Genomic DNA, 20,136 nt, shown 5'->3' on the forward strand with positions numbered 1-20,136 from the left:
TGGCGTCAGCGCATCGCCTGGATGGGCGCCTGATCGGCTGCCGGTTCGCCTCGGGGAATGCGGGCGCGTATTGCGGCCAGGGCCTGCGGGTCCAGCGCCGCGGTCCGCAGACCGCTGCGACACAGGGCGCCGCGAAAACCGAGCAGGTCGGGACTCAGTTTCAGCAGCGGGGCAATGTCCGCCGTATCCAGCGAACCGGCCAGCCCGCTCAGCAGCCCCAGGCTGCGGCAGCGTCGGACGAATGCATTCAACACCTGATCATCGGCATGCCGGCGCAGGCCGCCGGCCTTCTTGCCGGCGGTGTCGAGCATGGCGCCGGCGAAGCCGGCGGCCGACAGCTTCGGCAATACCCCGATGTCGATGCCCTGGTCGGCGAACAACACGCCCACCAGCCTGACGCCCTGTGTGGCGATCCGGTGCAGTCGTAGCAGCGTTCCGGCCAAGTCGCCGCCTTCGGGCAGTCCCACCTTGACGTAGTCCACGCCCGTAGCGGCCTTTTGTTCGACGGCAAGCGCGATGCGTTCCGCCTCCAGGGGGAGATCGCCGGTGGTGGCGCTGAGCGGTACGCGACCGCGTATGTTGCCGGCGATGCGGCGTATCAAGGGGTCGGCAACGGCGCCGAGCGCACCGTTGGCCGGTTCTTTCAGGTCGATGATGTCGACGCCCGCCTCGAGTGCGATGACGGCCTCGTGGAGATTGTTGACGCTGGCCAGCAAGGCGGTCACGCGCATGCCTCACGGTGCTCGCGGCGGAAGGTGTCGATGCGTTCCATCAGCCAGGACCAGGCTTCACGTTCCCTGTCGCCGGCGGTCTTGTCGATCGCGATGGTCAGGTAGGTCAGTTCCTGCTGCACTTTTTCCCAGGGCAGCATGCGCAGGCGGCTCACCAGGATGGCCGCCTCGATGACCGCCGACTGGGCGCGGTTGAAGCCGCGGAAGGGGCGGTGGTTTGCTTCGTGCGCGATCCGGCAGATCAGCTGCGGACGGACTTCATCGTCCTCGATGCGATCCAGCACTACCTCCCTGTGCGACAGGGCGTCGGCCAGCCGGGCGCCGGGTATCTGTTCGGTCGCTACCGTGGGCCAGTCCCGTCGTCCGGTCAGACAACCGGCGAAGACGCGTACATCGTCGGTGCAGTTGATCGCGGCAAATCCCGTTTGCAATAGATTGTCCAGGGTGGTGGAAGGCCGGAACGGCGCGATCACCAGACCTTGCCGGTGATCGTGCACGCCCATCGGCGCGATATGGATGCGGCCGTCGGCCGAGCGCGTGGTAAGAATGGTTTCGTTGATCATGTTCCGCTCTCCGTGCTGATGCCGGTATCGAAGGGGGTATCGGACCGGTCGCCCGCTGCCGGTGCATTGCCGGCGACGGCGCAACCCCAGTCCAGCGGCTGGTCCTGCACGTAACGTTTGCCCAGGGACCAGGCGATCTCGGCGCGCGCCAGTTCGACGCCCAGGTAAAAGGCGTGGCTGCCGTCACTGTCCACGCCGAGAGATGGGTAGAAATCGAACGGGTCGGTGGCCGTGCGCAGGCCGTCCCGGTTGTACACATGAATGCCGCTGTCGCTGACCTGGATACGAAAACTGGGATCGCGGACCTGGCCTGCCAGTTCAGCGATTTCGTTCTCGTCATAGGGGAACGGTGACCGTTCGTGCAGTGCCAGCAGGCCGGTGTCGATGCCCTTCGGCAGGCTGTGCGATTCACGGGCGGCGTACATCACGCGCCGGGCGAGATCGGCTTCCGCCACGGCACGCCGGGCGTGGGGACTGACCTGGGTGGTCAGTATATTGGTGATCCTCAGCTCCATGGCGATGCCCAGCAGCATGGCGTTGATACCGGCGGTGTCCGCATCGGTCAATTCGGTGACGTTGCCGATGCCCATCAGCAGTTCCGCATGCGGATGCCGGTCGCGCAGGGTGTGATACCGCGTCAGTGCGTCGGTAAAACCGAAATTGATCGGATCGAGAATCGGATCCACCAGATAACGTCGGTCGGCTGCATCGAGAGCGGCCATGGCGCGTTCGAGAGAATCCAGGTCGCCATGGTTGCGGGGAACCAGTATCGGGACCAGGGTCGGGTTTTCCTCGGCGATATCCAGCGTGTCCTCGGTAAGGCTGAACAGGTAGTCGGCACCGGCACGTGCACCGCGTCGCAACTCGTCCGTATTCATGGAATCGACACTGACCTGGTAACCGTCAGCGTGCAGGCGTTTTACCGTCTCTTCCAGATGCGGAAAGGGCGTATCGGGCAGCCCGCCCACGTCGATCACGTCCGCGCCGGCGGCGCGGTAGGCGGCGGCCTGAGACAGAATGGCGTCGACGTTCATGCGCGGCGCATCGACGATCTCGGCAAAGATCCTCACGTCGTAGCGACTGAGATCGGGTGGCGTCGCCTGCAGGCCGAAATACTGCGGCAGATCCTTGAGATCGTCCGGTCCCCGTTCTACCGGCACGCCAAGCTGGTGTGTCAAGGCGGCAAGATCACCACGGCAGCGTCCCGGAATCACGATGCGGTCCGCTCCGCCGGTGTCTGTGAGCCTCCGTCCTATCATGTCGGTGGTCATCAGGGCGGCGACGCTGACACCCATTTGCCGCACCGTATAACTGAACGCCGTGGGCTGCATTTGTTCCAGCACCCGGTGCAGATTGCGTTCGGCCAGCTTGCCCGTCAGGAACAGCAGGTGTTCAGCCATTGGGTACGTTCCTTGAGTGCGGCCTGAAGCTGTTCCAGCGTGGTGACAACCTGGGTGTGTTCAAAACCACACAGCCTTTCGGTGTTCTCCAGATCGATATGACGCGGATACACCATCACAGGTCCTTCGGGCGCATCGGTGCGCATGACCGGTTTGCTGTCGCAGGCAAAAACGATGATCGGGATGCGGCACTTGCCTGCCTGCGCGAAGATGTTGGTGACCAGCGTGTCCGACAGGCCCCAGACGCATTTGGCCACCGTGTTGGAGGTCGCCGGCGCCACCACCAGGGTGTGGTACTGGCCGTGATAGAACTCGCCGACGGGTGGCGAGCTGGCGGTGTTGTCGGTATACACGCGCATGCGTTTGCGCAGGTCGCTCAGGCTGTGGCCGTACATTTGCAGAACCTCGCCACCCGCCTTGCTGCAGAACAGATCCACGGCGTCCAGTTCGGCGGCCAGCGCCAGCGATTCTTCCAGGTAATGCCCGGAGCCGGTGATGCCCCAGGCGAATCGTGCACGGTTGCGATCAGCGTACATCGCCTACCTCACGCTGACAGATTCCCCACTGGCGGTCGGCTTCCTCGACGGCGACCTTCAGGGTCGTAACGCCGGCCAGGCCGCCGTCGGCCTGCAGGTCGTTCAGAAGTTGTTCGCAAATGTAGCCGGCGAGTTGCTCCGCCGTGGTGTTGTTTACCGGCAATACCGCACAATTGCCCAGCGGCAGGGTAAAGCGCTGTCCGTAGGACTCGACGTGGATCCGGTCGTCTTCGCGTTTGACCGATACGACATTACTCTGTCCGGGAAGCAGTACCTTGTCGTTCAGTGACGCGCAGATTTTCGCAGCCAGTTCGGTGACCTGAACGAAATCCAGCACATATCCGTCCTGGTTGTTTTTGCCGAAAGCTTCGATGCGGGCATGAAAATTGTGTCCGTGGAGGTTTTCGCAGGTGTTGTTGAAGGTGATGAAATGCGCGGCGTTGAAGTGCAGCCGGCCCGGGTCGATGCTGACGGCGAATTTCGGCTCGGACATGATTTTTACGGCTCCTGTGGACTGACGGTCTTGTTAATCCACATTGCAAGAGCCATACCAGTTCTGCGTGCGGATACAGTCCGGCACGCTGCAGGCAGAACGTCAGTTTCGGGACTGTATTAACGCGGCGGTGTAATTCCGAAACGCTTCATCTTGCGATACAGGGTATTGCGACTGACGTTGAATTTGCGCGCCACCTTGGCGATGTTCCAGCGCATGGATTCCAGTTCCTGCAGCAGCACGGTGTATTCGGCCGTGGTGAGCGGATTGCGCAACTGTTCCTTGATCGCCTCGGTTTGCCCACTGGATACCACGGCCACCGAGTTGTGCAGGCGGAGATCTTCGGGCAGGTCGGAGGCGGTAATGCGGTTGTTGGAGCAGAGGGCGATCATGGTACGCAGGGTATAGCGCAGCTCACGCACGTTGCCCGGCCAGCTGTACTGCATCAGCAGCAGCATCGCATCGGGATCGATCTGAATGTCCTGCCTGCCGTTCTGCTCCCGTTTCAGGATGTGTTCGATGAGATGTTGTTTGTCGGCACGGTCACGCAACGGGGGCAGCGACAGGGCCATGCCGTGCAGCCGGTAATACAGGTCTTCACGGAACTCGCCAAGCTGAATGAGCTCCTTGAGATCGCGGTGGGTGGCGCTGATGACATTGATGTCCACCTTGATGGGTGATTCGGCGCCCAGCGGGACCACTTCCTTGTCCTCCAGAACACGCAGCAGGCGTGCCTGCAAGGCGAGCGGCATATCGCCGATCTCGTCCAGGAACAACGTGCCGCCGTTGGCCAGCACGATCTTGCCCCGGCTGCCCTGGCGGTTTGCACCGGTGAACGCCCCAGGTTTGTAACCGAACAGCTCGCTTTCGATCAGGGTTTCCGGAATGGCGGCGCAGTTTACCGGCACGAAGGGTTTGTCGGCGCGATTGCTGTACATGTGCAACGCTTTGGCAAAAAGCCCCTTGCCGGTTCCGGTCGGGCCGGACAGGAGCAGCGGGATTTCCCGTCCGACCAGTTTCTTGGCCCGCCGGATGGCGTTGGCGATGCGCGGGTCGCCGAACTCCAGTTGTTCCAGATGGAAATTGGCGGTCTCGACCTCGGGCGGTTCGTGACATATCGTCGATTTACTGGCGCGCGTACTGCCTTTGTCCCGTTCGGGGCGCTGCAGCATGGCGAAGAACCGCTTGCCGTCCGGTGTGTAATGCAACGGCATGGGGTGAAACGGCTGACGCATTGCCTGATCCATCAAGGTGGCCAGCGGGATATCGAAGATCTCCGAGATCTGCTTACCGGTAATATCGTCCCGTGAGTTCAGTCCGAGCTGGAAAAGGGCGCTGCGGTTGGCGCCCAGGATGCGTCCGGCTCCGTCGAAGGACAAGGCGCCTTCTCCGAGCGTGTTGACGAATTCCGCCCGGCTGTGAAAACGGGCGATGTATTGATCGCGATAAGCGCAACTGAATACGCAGTTTTCGATCAGTTGCGCGGACATGTTTACCAGCGCCATCGTGTGTTGCTGCGCCATGCGGGAAGCGCTTGATGCATCGAGTACCGCGATCAGGTTGCCGTCCGGGTCGCATATGGGCGCCGCGGAGCAGGTGAGGGTGGTGTTCTTGGCGAAGAAATGTTCGTCTTGATGGACGATGACCGGTTTGCCTTCGATCAGGCAGGTGCCCATACCGTTGGTGCCCTGGGCCTGTTCGCTCCATATGGCGCCGTTCATCAGGCCGCTGTCGCTGGCCTGATCGTTGAATTCCGCATCACCCACATAGTTGAGCACGACGCCGTCCGCGTCGGTCAGCAATATGGCGTAGCCGGATCCCGCCACCTGTTGATACAGGTTGGTCATTTCGGTGGTGGCGATCGACAGCAGTCGTTCGAGTTGCTGGCGACGTTCCTTCAGCTGGCTGCGTTCGATGATCTCCGCTTGACGCCGTTTGCTCGGGTCCAGCTGGTGTTCGACCAGGCAGCGACGCCACGATTCGGAAATATAGGGTTCGACGTTGTGTATGCCCCCGTTTTGGGAGACCGCGGACTGTATTTTTTCAATATGGCTGACAAGTTCCGGATTAGGCATGACCTGACCCCGCAGTGGATGGCGCATTGGCGGCAGGGCGCCGAACATTCTTGGCAATATTCAGGCCAAATCAGTCCGGTCATTGGCACGACGAGCAGGGAGGAGTGTGTTCGGTATAAAAACGGCGGGCAACAAAGTGTTTTCACCTCGGTTCGGGTAGACAACCGAGATTCTTCTCACTCCTCCTCGTTGCGCCCTGTATCGTAATCGTGACACTGTGTCACATGTAGCTGTAATTGACGCATGTATAGGCGATCGTTTGCCGATCGTTATTCTAGCACTGCATATCTAGCTTAGAACGTGCTATGTGTCAAAGGTTCCCCGTCGATCTGGTCCCGAATATGCATAGAGGGTAGACAAAAACGACGGAGCGAATCAGTGGACGATGCAAGAGGTTTTAGGCCTGCGACGCCCGATGCCGGGTCACTGGGATTGGATCATGGCGAACGCAGGATTCTGTGGCAGCGCGTAATCGATGTGCTGGAGGATTACTTGGGTTCGCTGCCCGATGCTCCGGTCTCATCAATCCCCGCGGACGCGGATGTGGCCGCTCTGGTGCAGGGCTGCGACTTGCTGCAGCCGATGGATTCGCAGCAGGCGCTGGAGCTCGCCGTGCATGGCTTGCTGAATTGTCAGGTCCATGCCGCGCACCCGCGCCACTTCGGGCTGTTCATGCCCCGACCCACCACGATGGGAGTGATGGCTGAAACGCTGGTGGCGGCATTCAATCCCCAGGCAGGCTCCCGACACCACAGTCCCTTTGCGGTGGAGGTCGAGACGCACGTGCTGCGCACGCTGGGTGCATGGTTCGGTTACGACTCGCAGTCCGTGGACGGCACCATGACAAGCGGCGGTGCCGAGGCCAATCACACGGCGGTGCTGGCGGCGCTGGCCCACCGTTTCCCGGCTTTTGTGCAGGATGGGGCATGGGCGCTTTCCAGGCGTCCGGCAATCTACTTGTCTGCTGAGGCTCACGGTTCGTTCCGCAAGGCCGCCCGTGCCTGCGGCCTGGGGGATCGTTCGATACGCGAGATTGACACCGATACGGGTGGTCGCATCGACATCATGGCTCTGGAACGGCGCATCGCGCAGGATCGGGGCGACGGATGGGAGCCGGTGATGGTCGTGGCGACTGCCGGTACGACCGCGGCCGGCGTTGTGGATCCTATTGCGACCTTGGCGGAACTGGCCGAGAGAGAAGGGCTCTGGTTGCATGTGGACGCTGCCTGGGGTGGGGCCGCTGCGTGGCTACCGGAGCTTGCGCCGCTGTTCGAAGGTCTGGCGCGCGCCGACTCGATCACCTTCGATCCGCATAAATGGTTATCGGTCCCGCTGGGGGCGGGTGCCTTCCTGACCCGCCATGTCGGCCTGCTCGAAGATCTGTTCTCGGTTGATACTCCCTATCTGCCGGAGCCCGATGGTGATGCGGGCGCTGAGCCGTACGCCAAGTCGCTGCGATGGTCGAGGCGCTTTACGGGGCTGAAGGTGTTTCTATCGCTGCTGGTCGCCGGCAGGGAAGGCTATCAGCAGACCATGCGCCGGCAATTGGCGTACGGCGATCTGCTGCGTCGGCAATTGAAAAAGACGGGTTGGACACTGCGCAATCGCACCGTGCTACCGGTCGTATGCTTTGATGACGTGAGCGGTACGTCCCAGGCGAGTCTCGAGCATATAAAGAAGATAGCGCACGACGTTGTCGCCTCGGGGCAGGCCTGGGTGTGCCCCGTGCGGACCCGCGGCCGGCCGGTGGTGCGCGCCTGTATCAGTGGGTATGACACCTCGGAGCAGGATGTCATGACTTTGGTACAGACGCTCGCGGACGTACGCGGCGGCAGCGTGGGGCTGCCGCCGATACCTACTGCCGGTTCGACTGTCAGCGACTGAGGTTTGCATGATGCGGCTGAATGACAAACCTAAAATCATGGGCATCCTCAACGTGACCCCCGACAGTTTTTCGGACGGTGGGGACTTCATGGACCTCGGTTCCGCTCTCGCTCGTGGCCACCGCATGGTGGAGGAGGGGGCGGACATTATCGACGTGGGCGGCGAATCGACCCGTCCGGGTGCAAGTCCTGTCGACGCATCGGAACAATGCCGTCGTGTCCTGCCGGTAATACGCACCCTGCGCGCTGAACTTCCCGCGGAGGTCGAAATCAGTATCGATACCACGCTGGCCGGGGTGGCCGCTCCAGCTGTCGAGGCCGGAGCCACGATAATCAATGATGTTTCGGCGGGTCGGGACGATCCGCGCCTGCTGGATCTGGCCGCACAGGCCGGTGTATTCCTGGTGCTCATGCATATGCAGGGCACGCCGGAGACCATGCAGCAGGCGCCGGCTTATGACGATGTGGTCACCGAGGTGACGACCTTTCTCGCCGAACGTGCCCGTATGGCAGAAGCCCGGGGCGTACCGGCAGATCGTATCGTCATCGATCCGGGTATCGGCTTCGGCAAGCGTAAACGTCATAACCTCAGTCTGCTCGCGGCCCTGGACCGGGTGGCCGGTCTTGGTTATGCCGTCTTGCTTGGTGCGAGCCGGAAGCGCTTCATGGGCGCCATAAGCGCCGAAAGCCGTCCTGAGGCGTTGATGCCGGCTACCTGTGCGACGACGGCATTGGGCGTCATGGCGGGCGTCTCGCTGTTCCGCGTCCATGACGTTGCGGAGAATCGGCAGGCGGCGGAGGTCGCCTGGGCGATCAAGCATGCGGAGGACCATACCGGCATGCAGGCCTGAGCACTATAAGTGAAAAAAGTGCCGCCCCGGAGGCGGCACAAACTTGACGGAGGAGGTGTCGTGGGCGCCTCGCGACCCGCCTGAGCGGCGGTGGAGACGCCTGCGCTACCCGTTGTTATGAACCGCAATATCCACGCCAATCCGCCAAAGGCCCGTATCTATTGGCCTGCGGCGTGGCGGGTGCTCTTTTTGGTCAACATAGTGCTCGGATGCAGGTGCCATGATGTGGCGCCCGCGTGACAGGGTCGTTGCCGGTTGCCGGCAGGATCAGGCGGCTTCGGCTTCTTTGTCTTTCTCGATCAGCGCATAGGCCGAGTGGTTGTGAATGGATTCGAAGTTTTCCGCTTCCACCAGGTATGCGGCGATACGGGGATCGTCGTCGAGGCGTCGGGCCACGTCGCGAACCACGTCCTCCACGAATTTGGGATTGTCGTAGGCGCGTTCGGTTACGTATTTTTCGTCAGCCCGTTTGAGGAGGCCGAACAATTCGCAGGAGGCTTCTTGTTCGATTACCTCGATCAGTTCCTCTATCCACAGAAAATCGTTTATTCGGGCGCTGACCGTGACGTGTGAGCGCTGATTATGGGCGCCGTAGCGGGAGATTTCCTTGGAGCAGGGGCACAAACTGGTAACCGGGACCATCACCTTCACCGTGATGGCGCTGCTGTTTTCGGTGAGTTCACCTATGAACGTGACCTGGTAGTCCAGCATACTGGTTACGCCGGTCACCGGCGCCGCCTTTTGCATGAAATAGTCGAAGGACATCTCTATGTGTCCTGCTTCGGCGCCGAGCAGGCCGGTCATGTCAGGCAGCATGGCGCGAAAGTTGGGAACGGACATCTCGCCATGGTGCTGGTTGAGGATCTCCACGAACCGGGACATATGCGTCCCCTTGAACTCGTGAGGCAGGTTTACGTACATGCTGAGGCGCGCGACGGTGTGCTGCTCGCCGCCGTCACGGTCCATGATTCGCACCGGATAGCGAATATCTTTGATGCCTACCTTGTCGATTGGAATGCGGCGAGTATCGGTGCTGTTCTGTACGTCAATCATGGTCATGAAAACTCTCTTTTGTGTAGGCCGCAGCGGCGCGTTGTAGAGAATCCGGGAAACTGAACCCCGGATCCTGGGCCGCGTCGGAGAGCGGGGGATTGCGGCTTGGTGACAAATATCCCCGTCTTCACTTTATCGAGTAGCAAGTACCCTGCCAGTTTCGACAATTCGTGCGGCGCATTATCTGATGGCTCTTTTTAGCCCGCTCTATGCGCTGGATCGCTTGCGGTAACGCGGGGGCATGTCCCCCGGCATCCAGCGAGACGCAGATAAGAGTCATTCTCAATAGACCATGGTTGTTTTAGTAAGTTTTTTTCAGCCCTTTAATGTGAGGGGCTCGAGAGGCTGGGCAGCGCCAGAGCCCTGTCGTGGTAATGCCGTCATGCTCCAGAGGGATCGAGGTTAAATTACTTTAAAAATAAGATGTTACTATGCATTTTTAATGCTTTATATGGGATTTGTTCCCTAACTGTGGCGACGAATTAAAATCTGTGACGGCAAGGGGTGGATTTCACCCGGTGACTCAAGTAACTTGAGTTGTGTAACAAGGGTTCTATATAAACGTTAGAATCCTGGTCAGATTTCCGTAATCGGGGCAGGGTCTTACTGAGGGCTTCCCGGGGGGCTGAGGGCGAAGACCGCCGAATGAGAATTCCTATCGATGGTCGTAAAACCGTATTGGGACGAAATCCAGGCACTGCAACAGGCGCAAACCGCTGAGGATATTCACCATATCTGCAGCCGGCTGGCGCTCGATGCGGGCTTCGAGCATTTCGTATACGGTGCGCGCGTTCCGACGTCCCTGGTCAAGCCGGCCCTGATCTTCATTTCAGGCTTTCCCGAGGAGTGGTGGTCCCGGTACCGCGAGGCCGAGTACATCGCCGTCGATCCCATTGTGAATCATTGCGCCGGCGCCAACACGCCCTTGCCATGGGGTGGTGCGCCGCCCGCAAAATCACAGGAGATGCCAGGCAAGGCACTGCAGATGATGTCCGAGGCCTGGGATGTCGGATTGCGCAGCGGACTGGGAATCCCGGTGCATAGCAGCCAGGGTGAGTTTGCGGTCATCAGCTTCAGTTCGTCCCGGGGCGGCGTGTCGATGCTGCGTGACATCGAAACCCATATGGCGGGGATGTACCTGATGTCCGGATTCCTGCACGAAGCGGTTATGCGGGTATCCGAGGCGCGGGCTCTGTCCGCTCCCGATAACATGCTGACGATGCGGGAGCGGGAGTGTCTGCTTTGGGCCTCGGAGGGTAAAACCACTTGGGAAATCAGTCAGATACTGCGGATCAGCGAACGCACCGTCATCTTCCATTTGCAGAACGTCACCCATAAACTGGGTGTGTCTTCACGCCAACACGCCATTGCCCGGGCGATTTCACAAGGGTTGATTACCCCCCAGTTCTGAGCCGTAGCCGGCAGTTTCACGTCCGTTCGAATCATGAACCCGCATCCGCGGGTTTTTTTGTGCCCAAACATCCGACCTGTAACTTCTGACAGTTATCGGAACCCGCCTCGATCTTGTTTACTCAACCCACGGTTTACGAGACGCGGGGACTTAGCATGAATTTGATCCATGCAGGGCAAATGTCCAAGAACGAGATCGGCAATGACACCGTCAGCGCCATGCTCAGATTTCGCAAGCGGGTCTTCGCCGACAAGCTTTCGTGGGAAGTGGATACTCAGGATGAGATGGAGCGCGACGATTACGACGCGCTCGATCCGCTTTACCTGGTGGCCGAGTCGGAAACGCGTGGGGTCTGCGGTTGCATGAGGGTACTGCCCAGCACGGGGCCGATGATGGTGTCGGACACTTTCGGCTTCATGCTCAACGGCGTCGATGCCCCGCATGATCCTTCCGTGTGGGAAATCAGTCGACTGGCCGTGCTGCCGTCCGAACAGGTCGGAACGGGACGGGGACGTGTGAATCTGTGCCCCATCACCATGGGCCTGTTTCGTACCGCCTACGACGTCGCCAGGGAGCGTGGCATCCAACGCTACATCTTCGTGACCAGCGTGGGGCTGGAGCGGTTGCTGCGCAGGCTTGGCATGCCGGTATCGCGTTTTGGTACAGGCAAGGCGCAGCGCATCGGCGACGTGCTCTCCGTCGTGCTCTGGGTTGACATTAACGATCAGTTTTATCACGCAGTTTATGGACCACAGGTACAGCTCACTGCCAGGGAAATGTATCAGCGTGTTGCTCCTGTGTCTGACAGGGAAGTCGCATAAAGAGGGTGAAATAGAAAGATGGACCTCATGACCCTCACTCCCCCGGTGCAGAAGGATTCTGCCCACCAAGGACCGCAGCTGCAGCTCACTGCCAGGGATACATATCAGCGTGTTGCTTCTGTGTCTGACAGGGAAGTCAAACAGGGGATTCAATGATGATAACGGATATCATCTACCCCGCATTTTCCGGGAGCAGAAGGAACCTGCTCTCGGATCTCTTTTCCTTCCGGCATCGCATTTTTAACAAGCGATTAGGCTGGGAACAGGAGTCCGCCCAGAGTCTGGGAAAAGACAACTTTGACGAATTCAATCCCGTCTACCTGCTGGCGCGGGATAACGACGGCAAGGTGTTGGGAACATTGCGCCTGATGCGCACCGATGGCCCCAATATGCTTAAAAACGAATTTTCGTATCTGCTACAGGGCTGTTCGATACCCAGCAGCTCGGCGGTATGGGAGATAAGCCGCTTTGCGGTTGAGCCGGATATTCCAGAGGAACATCCCCAGGCTTCCTCTTCGGAAGTCTGCAGTCACCTGATCCAGTCCCTGTGCGAGTTTTCGCAAAGACATCGTGTCGAATACTTTGTCGCCGTTATGGGTGTCGATACGTTGGAATTCCTGAGAGGGCTGGAAAATCTGAGCGTTCAGGTATTGGGTGAAGGTGTTGCGAAGGATGCACAGCAGGAGCCGCTGTATGCCTGCCGGATCTGGTTGCACGCACAAGGTAGTGAGGCTATCCAGGAGGATTGCAACATGGAAAAAATAAATCAAACAAGCCCGAAAATGAATTTGCTGGTGATCAGCCGTTTGGCAGCTAATCCACTCAAGAAGACCATGTTCAAGGATATGCCCGCTGCCTCCATCAAAACCTGTGATGCGGACAGCGCCGCTGATTTTCTGCTTTCCAGGACAGAGGACTTCGACTGGGTCTTCATCGACAAGTCGGAAATTGCCCGGCTTCGCGATTACTGGTCGCGAATTAAAAATGACGGCAAAAACCACCAGGAAGCGGGTGGTTCGATGGATATGGCGGTTTTTGAACAGAGTGGTGAGACCGCAACCGGTGTGGGCGCCAACAATCAGCGCCGGCAGGAAATCCTTGCAGATCTCACGGATGGCGAAGTGATTCTCGAATATCGAGCCACCTGCAGGCGTGACTGATCGAGTTCTGAGTATCGAACGACATGATTCAATTTGTCAGAGAGATAACCCAACACGACAAGGCTTTTTTGCCTATCGAGTTGGTCGGTGTTAGCAGCCATGCCCAACAGGCTCGGCGCTTCGTCACGCAGGCGGCATTATCGGATGCAAGCGTGCTGCTTACGGGTGAGCGCGGTACTGGAAAAGAGGCTATGGCCCGCTGTATCCACCGCGATTCCGCGCGCTCGGGGTATCGGTTCGTCCCCCTGAATTGTGCGGCCATGCCGGATGAATCGTTGGAGCAGGAAATCTTTGGCAGTGCGGACTCCAGTTATGTCGGAGCAACGTTATCTCCGGGGCGTACACATGTCGCTCAGAAAGGTACGCTGTTTCTGGATGAGATCGGCAACGCCACGCCATATGTTCAGGTGCGGTTGCAGCGCGTGATGAGGGATTACCATAGCCATCATATTGTCAGCGCTCATGAGGAATACCCCGATTTTCGCATCATCGGTGCATCCAGTATGCGAATCGAGGATCTGGTTGTAACGGGCGAGTTTCGCGAGGACCTTTATTATCGACTCAGTGTGCTGATCTTCCACCTCCATCCCTTGCGTGAGCGTCCCGAGGATATCGAACCGATCATTGATAATCTGCTTGCCCGCCAACATGACAAATCGGCGCTTCCGTTCAGTCTTACACCGGCGGCGCTGGAGGCACTCAAACGCTATTCCTGGCCCGGAAACATTCCCGAGCTGATATCCCTGGTCGAACGTCTCGAGACACTGTATCCCGGTGAGGAAGTCGATGTTCCGCTGCTTCCCGTGAAATTTCAGAAGCGATCCCGCCGTGAGGCTGCAAAGTTGTCGCAACTCCCGGACATGCAGTTGCCTCCGGAGCAGTGGGTTGACCACTTGGCGCTTCCGATGCAGGGGATCGACCTGAAGCGTCATCTCGCTTCTGTTGAGCTGCGATTGATTACCCAGGCCCTGGAAGAAACCGGCGGCACCGTGTCCGAGGCCGCCCGCCTGCTCAAGCTGCGTCGGACCACGCTGGTTGAAAAGCTTCGCCGTTATGGAGATCAGGCCGCCGGATTGAGGAGAGAACGTACTCAGGCTGTGTGACCTGAGTGATCGTGAATACATCCGGTTTGGCAAGGGACGTGAGCACCATGTATGGACAGATGGCGGGGCGGGCCCCTTCGATAATCTCGCAAAGCCTTTGCGAGGTATCCGGGGTTTATGCCGCTCCGGCGTCGGGTACACAGCACCAGCAGGATTCCGATGCCGTCAAATGTGCAGTGTCGGCGTTTCCTTCCTCGTACGTCGTTGATAACTCGAAACCGATTCCGACTCCGCAGACCGCGCAAAGCGAAGGCGGGGCGTTGAATGGCGTTGTGCTGTGTTATGCGCCATTGGTTCTGCGGATTGCCAGACAGGTAAAGGAAAAACTGCCTGCCTGTGTGCAGTTCGATGATCTGATTCAGGCCGGAATGTTGGGCTTGATCGAAGCGGTCCGCCTGCATGACCCCGGCCAGGGGGCGCGTTTCGATACCTATGCAGCGATCCGTATTCGTGGCGCCATACTGGATGATTTGCGCCAGGGAGACTGGACGCCGCGCTCCGTACACCGTCAGGCGCGTGTGATCGCACAAGCGACCCAGTCCGTGGAGGGCCGCAAGGGACGACGGGCATCCGACACGGAGATCGCCGATTCGCTGGGCGTGCCGCTCGAAGCGTATCACCGACATTTGCGGGATATCCTGTCGGTACGCCTGTTCAGTCTGGACTGGAATCCACATGACGATGCGTTTGAAGCGTTCGACCGGCCTGATCTGCTCGAGCGCCAACCGCCTTCCGTCCATCAAAAGGCCTCGTTCGAGGCCGCCCTGGCGGGCGCCCTGGACAGCCTTTCGTCTCGTGAACAACTACTGATGCACTGGTATTACGATCGCGAATATACGTTGCGGCAGATCGGCGAGCACCTGGGGGTGAGCGAGTCACGGGTGTGCCAGATTCACGCGCAGATCCTGAGCCGCCTGCGGGCATGTCTTACTGACTGGCTGGCCGACTGAAGGCGCGGACCTGCCTGTATTCGATACCCTTCGGGTCGACACGATCGCCGCTCGGCTGACACCGCCAGGTACGGGCTATACACTCCACGCCCCAACCGCGATAGTGTGGCGCCGTGACACGTTCCAATCGACAAATCCCGATTTTGCATATGGTCATCCCGGGCTTGTGGAAGCGGTTGCCCGAGTGGACGCGGGATTACGAGAATTTCCCGGCACTTCCCGTACTCGCACGCACGATCTGGCTGGCAAAACACCGTGAACCGCTGGCAGGCAGCCTGGAAGAAGCGGCGGCAGGCCTGTTCGGCCTGGAATCGCTCCCGGCGGGTGCCTTGTTGAGCAAACACTACGGGCTCGAACCGGGCGAGAGACAGGCCTTGTGCGCCGATCCCGTTCATCTGCAGGCGGATATCGACCGCCTTTATCTGCACCCGGGGGACACCCTGGGAATCCGCCAGGACGAGGCCGATCGACTGGTCGCCGAGTTCAATGCCCATTTCCAGGATGAAAAGCTGGTGCTGCAGGCTCCTGCACCTTCCCGGTGGATTCTCTGTCTGCCGAATGAAGAGCAGCTGGATACGCTGCCACCATCGAGGCTGTGGGGGGAGGACGTGCGCCCACAGATGCCGCACGGTCCGCGCGCCCGCTACTGGGGGGGAATCCTGACCGAAATACAGATGCTGTTTCATCAGTCGGAGGTGAACTCGGCGCGGCGTATGCGAGGCGCGCCCGAGATCAACAGCCTGTGGCTATGGGGTTGCGGGCGACTGCCGGAACGCATCGATCCGGGCGTGTCCGAGGTGTTCAGCGACGACGTGCTGGTCAAGGCGTTGGCGGAACAGGCCGGCATCCGCGGTCTGGACGAACCGGAAACGCTGGACGATCTGCTGGATCAGTCGGAGACAGGAGCGACGCCGTTGGTCACGCTGCCGTTGCTGGCGCCGGCCGCCGCGGAGGACGATTTGCATGCCTGGCAGGCAGGCGCCGAGATCCTGGAACGCGATTGGCTGGCGCCGTTGCTGGACGCCCTGAAGACCAAGCGTTTCGCTGCCGCCGTGTTGCATACCCTGGACGGTCCCGACCTGGAACTCAGCCGTCAGCCATTCTGGCGCGGATGGGGGAGCCCGCCGCCGTGGGCACGCCTGGTCGGAGGCGAGGCATGAGTCTACGCGCCAAACGCAGCATTCTGCGCCGCCCGGCAGTGAAACCGGCCGTACAGTCGCCGGATCTGCTGCCGGTGGTGGCGCGGCTTTATGCGAGTCGGGGCGCCGGCCCGGACGAGTTCGATTACAGTCTGGGGCGGCTCGCCCACAGCGAGCGGCTGGGCGGGCTGGACCAGGCCGCGGCCTTGCTGGAGACGCAGGTCCGCCAGGGCGGGCGCATCCTGATCGTGGGGGATTTCGACGCCGACGGTGCCACCAGCACGGCGCTGGCGGTGCGGGCGCTGCGCGCCATGGGCGCGGCCGACGTCGATTACCTGGTGCCGAACCGTTTCGAATACGGCTACGGTCTGACGCCGGAAATCGTCGAGGTGGCCGCCGAGCGCCGGCCCGACCTGATCGTGACGGTCGACAACGGCATCTCGAGCGAGCAGGGCGTGGAAACGGCCCGCCAGCGCGGCATTTCCGTCCTGGTGACCGACCACCATCTGCCGGGCGCCCGCCTGCCGGCGGCCGACGCCATCGTGAACCCCAACCTGCCCGGTGACGAATTTCCCAGCAAGCATCTGGCGGGCGTGGGGGTGATCTTTTACGTCCTGTCCTCCCTGCGCAGCCGGCTGCAGGCGGGCGGCTGGTTCGAATCACGCGGTATCCAATGTCCGAACCTGGCGACCTATCTCGATCTGGTGGCGCTCGGCACCGTGGCGGACGTGGTGCCGCTGGACTACAACAACCGCATCCTGGTCGAGCAGGGGCTGCGCCGCATCCGGGCGGGTGCCTGCGTGCCCGGGATTCGCGCCTTGCTCGAGGTGGCGGGCAGGCGGCCGGAACGCGTCACGGCCGGCGACCTGGGTTTTGCGGTCGGTCCTCGTCTGAATGCGGCGGGTCGACTGGAAGACATGTCATTGGGCATCGAATGCCTGCTGACGGAGGATGCCGGCGAGGCGCGCCGGCTGGCCGAACGCCTCGATGTACTCAACCGCGAGCGGCGCGAGATCGAGGCGACGATGCAGGCGCAGGCGCTCGAGAGCCTCGAGGGGCTGATGGCCTCGCTGGATACCGAGCACCCACCCGCTGCGCTGACGCTGTACGACTCGGACTGGCATCAGGGGGTGATCGGTATTCTGGCCGCGCGCATTAAGGAGCGCGTCCACCGGCCGGTCATCGCCTTCGCCGAGGCCGGACCGGGCATGCTCAAGGGTTCGGCCCGTTCCATTCCCGGCCTGCATATTCGGGACGCCCTCGACGAGGTGGCGGCCAGACACCCCGGCCTGATCGACAAGTTCGGTGGCCATGCCATGGCGGCCGGATTGAGCCTCCCGGCCGATCGGCTGGCGGCGTTTCGTGCCGCCTTCGAGGAGACGGTAACGGGGCTGGTCGATCCCGATGATCTGGAAGGGCGCATCGAAAGCGACGGCGAACTGGCGTCAGGGGATTTCACCCTGGAGCTGGGCGAGGCCCTGCGCGCCTCGGGCCCCTGGGGGCAGGGGTTCCCGGAACCGCTGTTCGACGGCGAGTTCGAGATCGTGCAGCGCCGGGTGGTGGGCGAACGCCATCTCAAGCTGGTGCTGCGCGCCCTGGCGGGCGGGCCGACGGTCGATGCTATCGCTTTCGGTTTCCATCCCGAGGACTGGCCGGAGGATCGCGCCACCGTCCATGTCGCCTACCGCCTGGACGTGAACGAGTATCAAGGCGTGCGGCGCCTGCAACTGATCGTGGAGCACGTACAATAACCGCCGTCGGTTGTTGTATCATTGCCGCTTTTTCGCGGTCAAAAGCATGGAACTCAATCCCGTTTACACCGAAATCGATGACCTTCAAGGGCGCGTTCAAGCCCTGAGGGGGTATCTTTGACTTCGACGCCAAGGTCGAAGCACTGGAAGAAATCACCCGCGAACTCGAAGATCCGGACGTCTGGAACGACCCCGAGCGGGCCCAGGAACTGGGCCGCAACCGCGCGCGGCTCGAAGAGGTCGTCACCGGCCTGGAGACCCTGACCGCCGGTCTGCAGGACGCCCGCGAATTGCTGGAAATGGCGGAGGCGGAAGAGGATGCGGACACCATCGCCTCGGTCGAATCCGACGTGGCGGACTTTGCGCGCCGCGTCGAGTCGCTGGAGTTCCGGCGTATGTTCTCCGGCGAGATGGACGACAAGAACGCCTTCCTGGACATCCAGGCCGGTTCGGGCGGCACCGAGGCCCAGGACTGGGCCGAGATGCTGCTGCGCATGTATCTGCGCTGGGCGGAGAAGCGCGGCTTCACCACCGAACTGATCGAGGTCTCGCCGGGCGAGGTGGCCGGCATCAAGAGCGCCACGGTCAAGGTGGACGGCGAGTACGCCTTCGGCTGGCTGCGCACCGAGATTGGGGTGCACCGCCTGGTGCGCAAGTCGCCCTTCGACTCCGGCGGGCGGCGCCACACCTCGTTTGCGGCGGTGTTCGTATCGCCCGAGGTCGATGACGACGTCGAGGTGGATATCAATCCCGCCGACCTGCGCATCGATGTCTACCGTGCCAGCGGCGCCGGCGGTCAGCACGTCAACCGTACCGAATCCGCCGTGCGTATCACGCACATGCCGTCGGGTATCGTGGTGCAGTGTCAGAATGACCGCTCGCAGCACAAGAACAAGGCCACGGCGATGAAACAGCTCAAGGCCAAGCTCTACGAGCTGGAGATCCAGAAGCGCAATGCCGAATCGCAGGCGCTGGAGGACAGCAAATCCGACATCGGCTGGGGCAGCCAGATCCGTTCCTATGTGCTGGACCAGTCGCGCATCAAGGATCTGCGCACCAATGTCGAGACCGGCAATCCCCAGGCCGTGCTGGACGGCGATCTGGACATGTTCATCGAGGCCAGCCTCAAGGCCGGCCTCTGAGCCGGCTTGGTGCTTCATTCACCGCAACGCATCTGATATCACTGAATAATGAGCGACACCGAACAGCAGCTAGACGAGCACAAACTCATCGCCCAGCGGCGCGACAAGCTGAAGCGCCTGCGCGAGGCCGGCGTGGCGTTCCCCAATGATTTTCGCCGCGATTGCATGGCCGGCGAGCTGCACGCCGAATACGGGGAGCTGGACAACGAGACCCTGGAGGCGCGCGGGCTGCGGGTGTCGGTAGCCGGCCGCATGATGGCCAAGCGCATCATGGGCAAGGCGAGCTTTGCGCAGATCCTGGACATGTCCGGGCGCATCCAGCTGTTCATCCAGCGCGACGCCTTGCCGGAAGGTGCCTATACCGATTTCAAGACCTGGGACCTGGGCGACATCCTCGGTGCCGAAGGCGTGCTGTTCAAGACCAAGACCGGGGAGCTGTCGGTGAAGGTCGACAGCCTGCGCCTGCTGACCAAGTCGGTGCGGCCGCTGCCCGAGAAATTCCACGGCCTGACCGATCAGGAAAGCCGTTATCGCCAGCGTTATCTCGACCTGATCATGAACGAGCCGGTGCGGGACACCTTCCGCATGCGCACGCGCATCATCAATTACATCCGCCGGTTCCTGGAGCAGCGCGACTTCCTGGAAGTGGAGACGCCGATGATGCAGGCCATTCCCGGCGGCGCCACGGCGCGCCCCTTCACCACGCATCACAATGCGCTGGATATGCAGCTGTTTCTGCGCATCGCGCCGGAGCTGTATCTCAAGCGGCTGGTGGTCGGCGGTTTCGAGCGCGTGTTCGAGATCAATCGCAATTTCCGCAACGAGGGGCTGTCCACACGGCACAACCCCGAGTTCACCATGCTCGAATTCTACGAGGCCTACGCCACCTACGAGACCCTGATGGACCGCACCGAAGACATGCTGCGCGGCTTGGCGGAAGAACTGCTCGGGGCGGCGCAGGTGCCGTATCAGGGTGAAACCTACGACTTCGGCAAGCCGTTCGCGCGCATGAGCGTGCGGGATTCGATCCTGCATTTCAATCCGGACCTCAGTGTCAGCGATATCGACACGCTC

The 20,136-nt window shown here is 61.0% G+C and carries 18 protein-coding genes; 11 read left to right on the forward strand and 7 right to left on the reverse strand.

Features of this window, described 5'->3' with window-relative positions:
* Nucleotides 1–5: 5 nt before the first annotated feature.
* The 6 genes from P8Y64_00310 to P8Y64_00335 form a co-directional block, all read right to left on the reverse strand.
* On the reverse strand, nt 6–725 hold the full coding sequence (locus P8Y64_00310) for a (5-formylfuran-3-yl)methyl phosphate synthase (protein ID MEJ2058917.1): 720 nt from the start codon (nt 723–725) through the stop codon (nt 6–8).
* Entirely contained in the window at nt 722–1,294 is a 573-nt protein-coding gene (locus tag P8Y64_00315) for a DUF447 family protein (protein MEJ2058918.1), read from the reverse strand. Before P8Y64_00315 ends, P8Y64_00310 begins: the two co-directional genes overlap by 4 nt.
* Complete coding sequence (locus tag P8Y64_00320) at nt 1,291–2,694, reverse strand: DUF6513 domain-containing protein (protein MEJ2058919.1); 1,404 nt, start codon at nt 2,692–2,694, stop codon at nt 1,291–1,293. Before P8Y64_00320 ends, P8Y64_00315 begins: the two co-directional genes overlap by 4 nt.
* Nucleotides 2,670–3,230, reverse strand: a complete 561-nt coding sequence (locus tag P8Y64_00325) for a flavoprotein (GenBank protein ID MEJ2058920.1) — start codon at nt 3,228–3,230, stop codon at nt 2,670–2,672. Before P8Y64_00325 ends, P8Y64_00320 begins: the two co-directional genes overlap by 25 nt.
* Nucleotides 3,220–3,723, reverse strand: coding sequence for a 6-carboxytetrahydropterin synthase (locus P8Y64_00330; protein ID MEJ2058921.1), 504 nt, complete (start codon nt 3,721–3,723; stop codon nt 3,220–3,222). The genes P8Y64_00325 and P8Y64_00330 overlap by 11 nt, the downstream gene beginning before the upstream one ends.
* A 119-nt stretch (nt 3,724–3,842) precedes the next feature.
* Entirely contained in the window at nt 3,843–5,798 is a 1,956-nt protein-coding gene (locus tag P8Y64_00335; protein ID MEJ2058922.1) for a sigma-54-dependent Fis family transcriptional regulator, read from the reverse strand.
* Nucleotides 5,799–6,176: 378 nt separating this feature from the next.
* Here P8Y64_00335 and P8Y64_00340 point away from each other — a divergent pair, with 378 nt between their 5' ends.
* Nucleotides 6,177–7,682 (forward strand): aminotransferase class V-fold PLP-dependent enzyme, encoded by a 1,506-nt coding sequence (locus tag P8Y64_00340; GenBank protein MEJ2058923.1) that lies wholly within the window; start codon nt 6,177–6,179, stop codon nt 7,680–7,682.
* A 7-nt stretch (nt 7,683–7,689) separates the two neighbouring features.
* Nucleotides 7,690–8,532, forward strand: a complete 843-nt coding sequence (folP, locus tag P8Y64_00345; GenBank protein MEJ2058924.1) for a dihydropteroate synthase — start codon at nt 7,690–7,692, stop codon at nt 8,530–8,532.
* A gap of 267 nt (nt 8,533–8,799) precedes the next feature.
* Here folP and folE2 read toward each other — a convergent pair whose 3' ends face one another.
* Entirely contained in the window at nt 8,800–9,591 is a 792-nt protein-coding gene (gene folE2 / locus P8Y64_00350) for a GTP cyclohydrolase FolE2 (protein ID MEJ2058925.1), read from the reverse strand.
* Nucleotides 9,592–10,246: 655 nt separating this feature from the next.
* Between folE2 and P8Y64_00355 the strand changes: the two genes are divergently transcribed.
* From P8Y64_00355 to lysS, 9 genes are all read left to right on the forward strand, one after another.
* Complete coding sequence (locus P8Y64_00355) at nt 10,247–10,996, forward strand: LuxR family transcriptional regulator (GenBank protein ID MEJ2058926.1); 750 nt, start codon at nt 10,247–10,249, stop codon at nt 10,994–10,996.
* Nucleotides 10,997–11,151: 155 nt separating this feature from the next.
* The gene (locus P8Y64_00360) at nt 11,152–11,817 is read left to right on the forward strand and encodes an acyl-homoserine-lactone synthase (protein ID MEJ2058927.1); all 666 of its coding nucleotides are present in this window, start codon (nt 11,152–11,154) and stop codon (nt 11,815–11,817) included.
* A gap of 152 nt (nt 11,818–11,969) precedes the next feature.
* The gene (locus P8Y64_00365; protein MEJ2058928.1) at nt 11,970–12,977 is read left to right on the forward strand and encodes an acyl-homoserine-lactone synthase; all 1,008 of its coding nucleotides are present in this window, start codon (nt 11,970–11,972) and stop codon (nt 12,975–12,977) included.
* Between the two features lie 23 nt (nt 12,978–13,000).
* Complete coding sequence (locus P8Y64_00370) at nt 13,001–14,080, forward strand: sigma 54-interacting transcriptional regulator (GenBank protein ID MEJ2058929.1); 1,080 nt, start codon at nt 13,001–13,003, stop codon at nt 14,078–14,080.
* An 11-nt stretch (nt 14,081–14,091) separates the two neighbouring features.
* A complete protein-coding gene (locus P8Y64_00375; GenBank protein ID MEJ2058930.1) occupies nt 14,092–15,030 on the forward strand; it encodes an RNA polymerase sigma factor FliA in 939 nt (312 codons plus the stop codon).
* Between the two features lie 149 nt (nt 15,031–15,179).
* Nucleotides 15,180–16,190 carry a hypothetical protein gene (locus P8Y64_00380; GenBank protein ID MEJ2058931.1) on the forward strand — a complete coding sequence of 337 codons (1,011 nt, stop codon included), beginning with the start codon at nt 15,180–15,182 and terminating at the stop codon, nt 16,188–16,190.
* Nucleotides 16,187–17,920: a single-stranded-DNA-specific exonuclease RecJ gene (recJ, locus tag P8Y64_00385; GenBank protein MEJ2058932.1), complete on the forward strand. Its 1,734-nt coding sequence runs from the start codon at nt 16,187–16,189 to the stop codon at nt 17,918–17,920. The genes P8Y64_00380 and recJ overlap by 4 nt, the downstream gene beginning before the upstream one ends.
* 46 nt (nt 17,921–17,966) lie before the next feature.
* A protein-coding gene (gene prfB / locus P8Y64_00390) for a peptide chain release factor 2 (GenBank protein MEJ2058933.1) occupies nt 17,967–19,062 on the forward strand; the annotation gives its coding sequence in 2 pieces (ribosomal slippage) (nt 17,967–18,038 and nt 18,040–19,062; 1,095 coding nt in all).
* 48 nt (nt 19,063–19,110) lie between these two features.
* The coding region (gene lysS, locus P8Y64_00395) for a lysine--tRNA ligase (protein MEJ2058934.1) at nt 19,111–20,136 on the forward strand (1,026 nt) is incomplete at its 3' end.

The sequence above is a fragment of the Gammaproteobacteria bacterium genome (genome assembly GCA_037388465.1).
Taxonomy (GTDB): domain Bacteria; phylum Pseudomonadota; class Gammaproteobacteria; order SpSt-1174; family SpSt-1174; genus JARRKE01.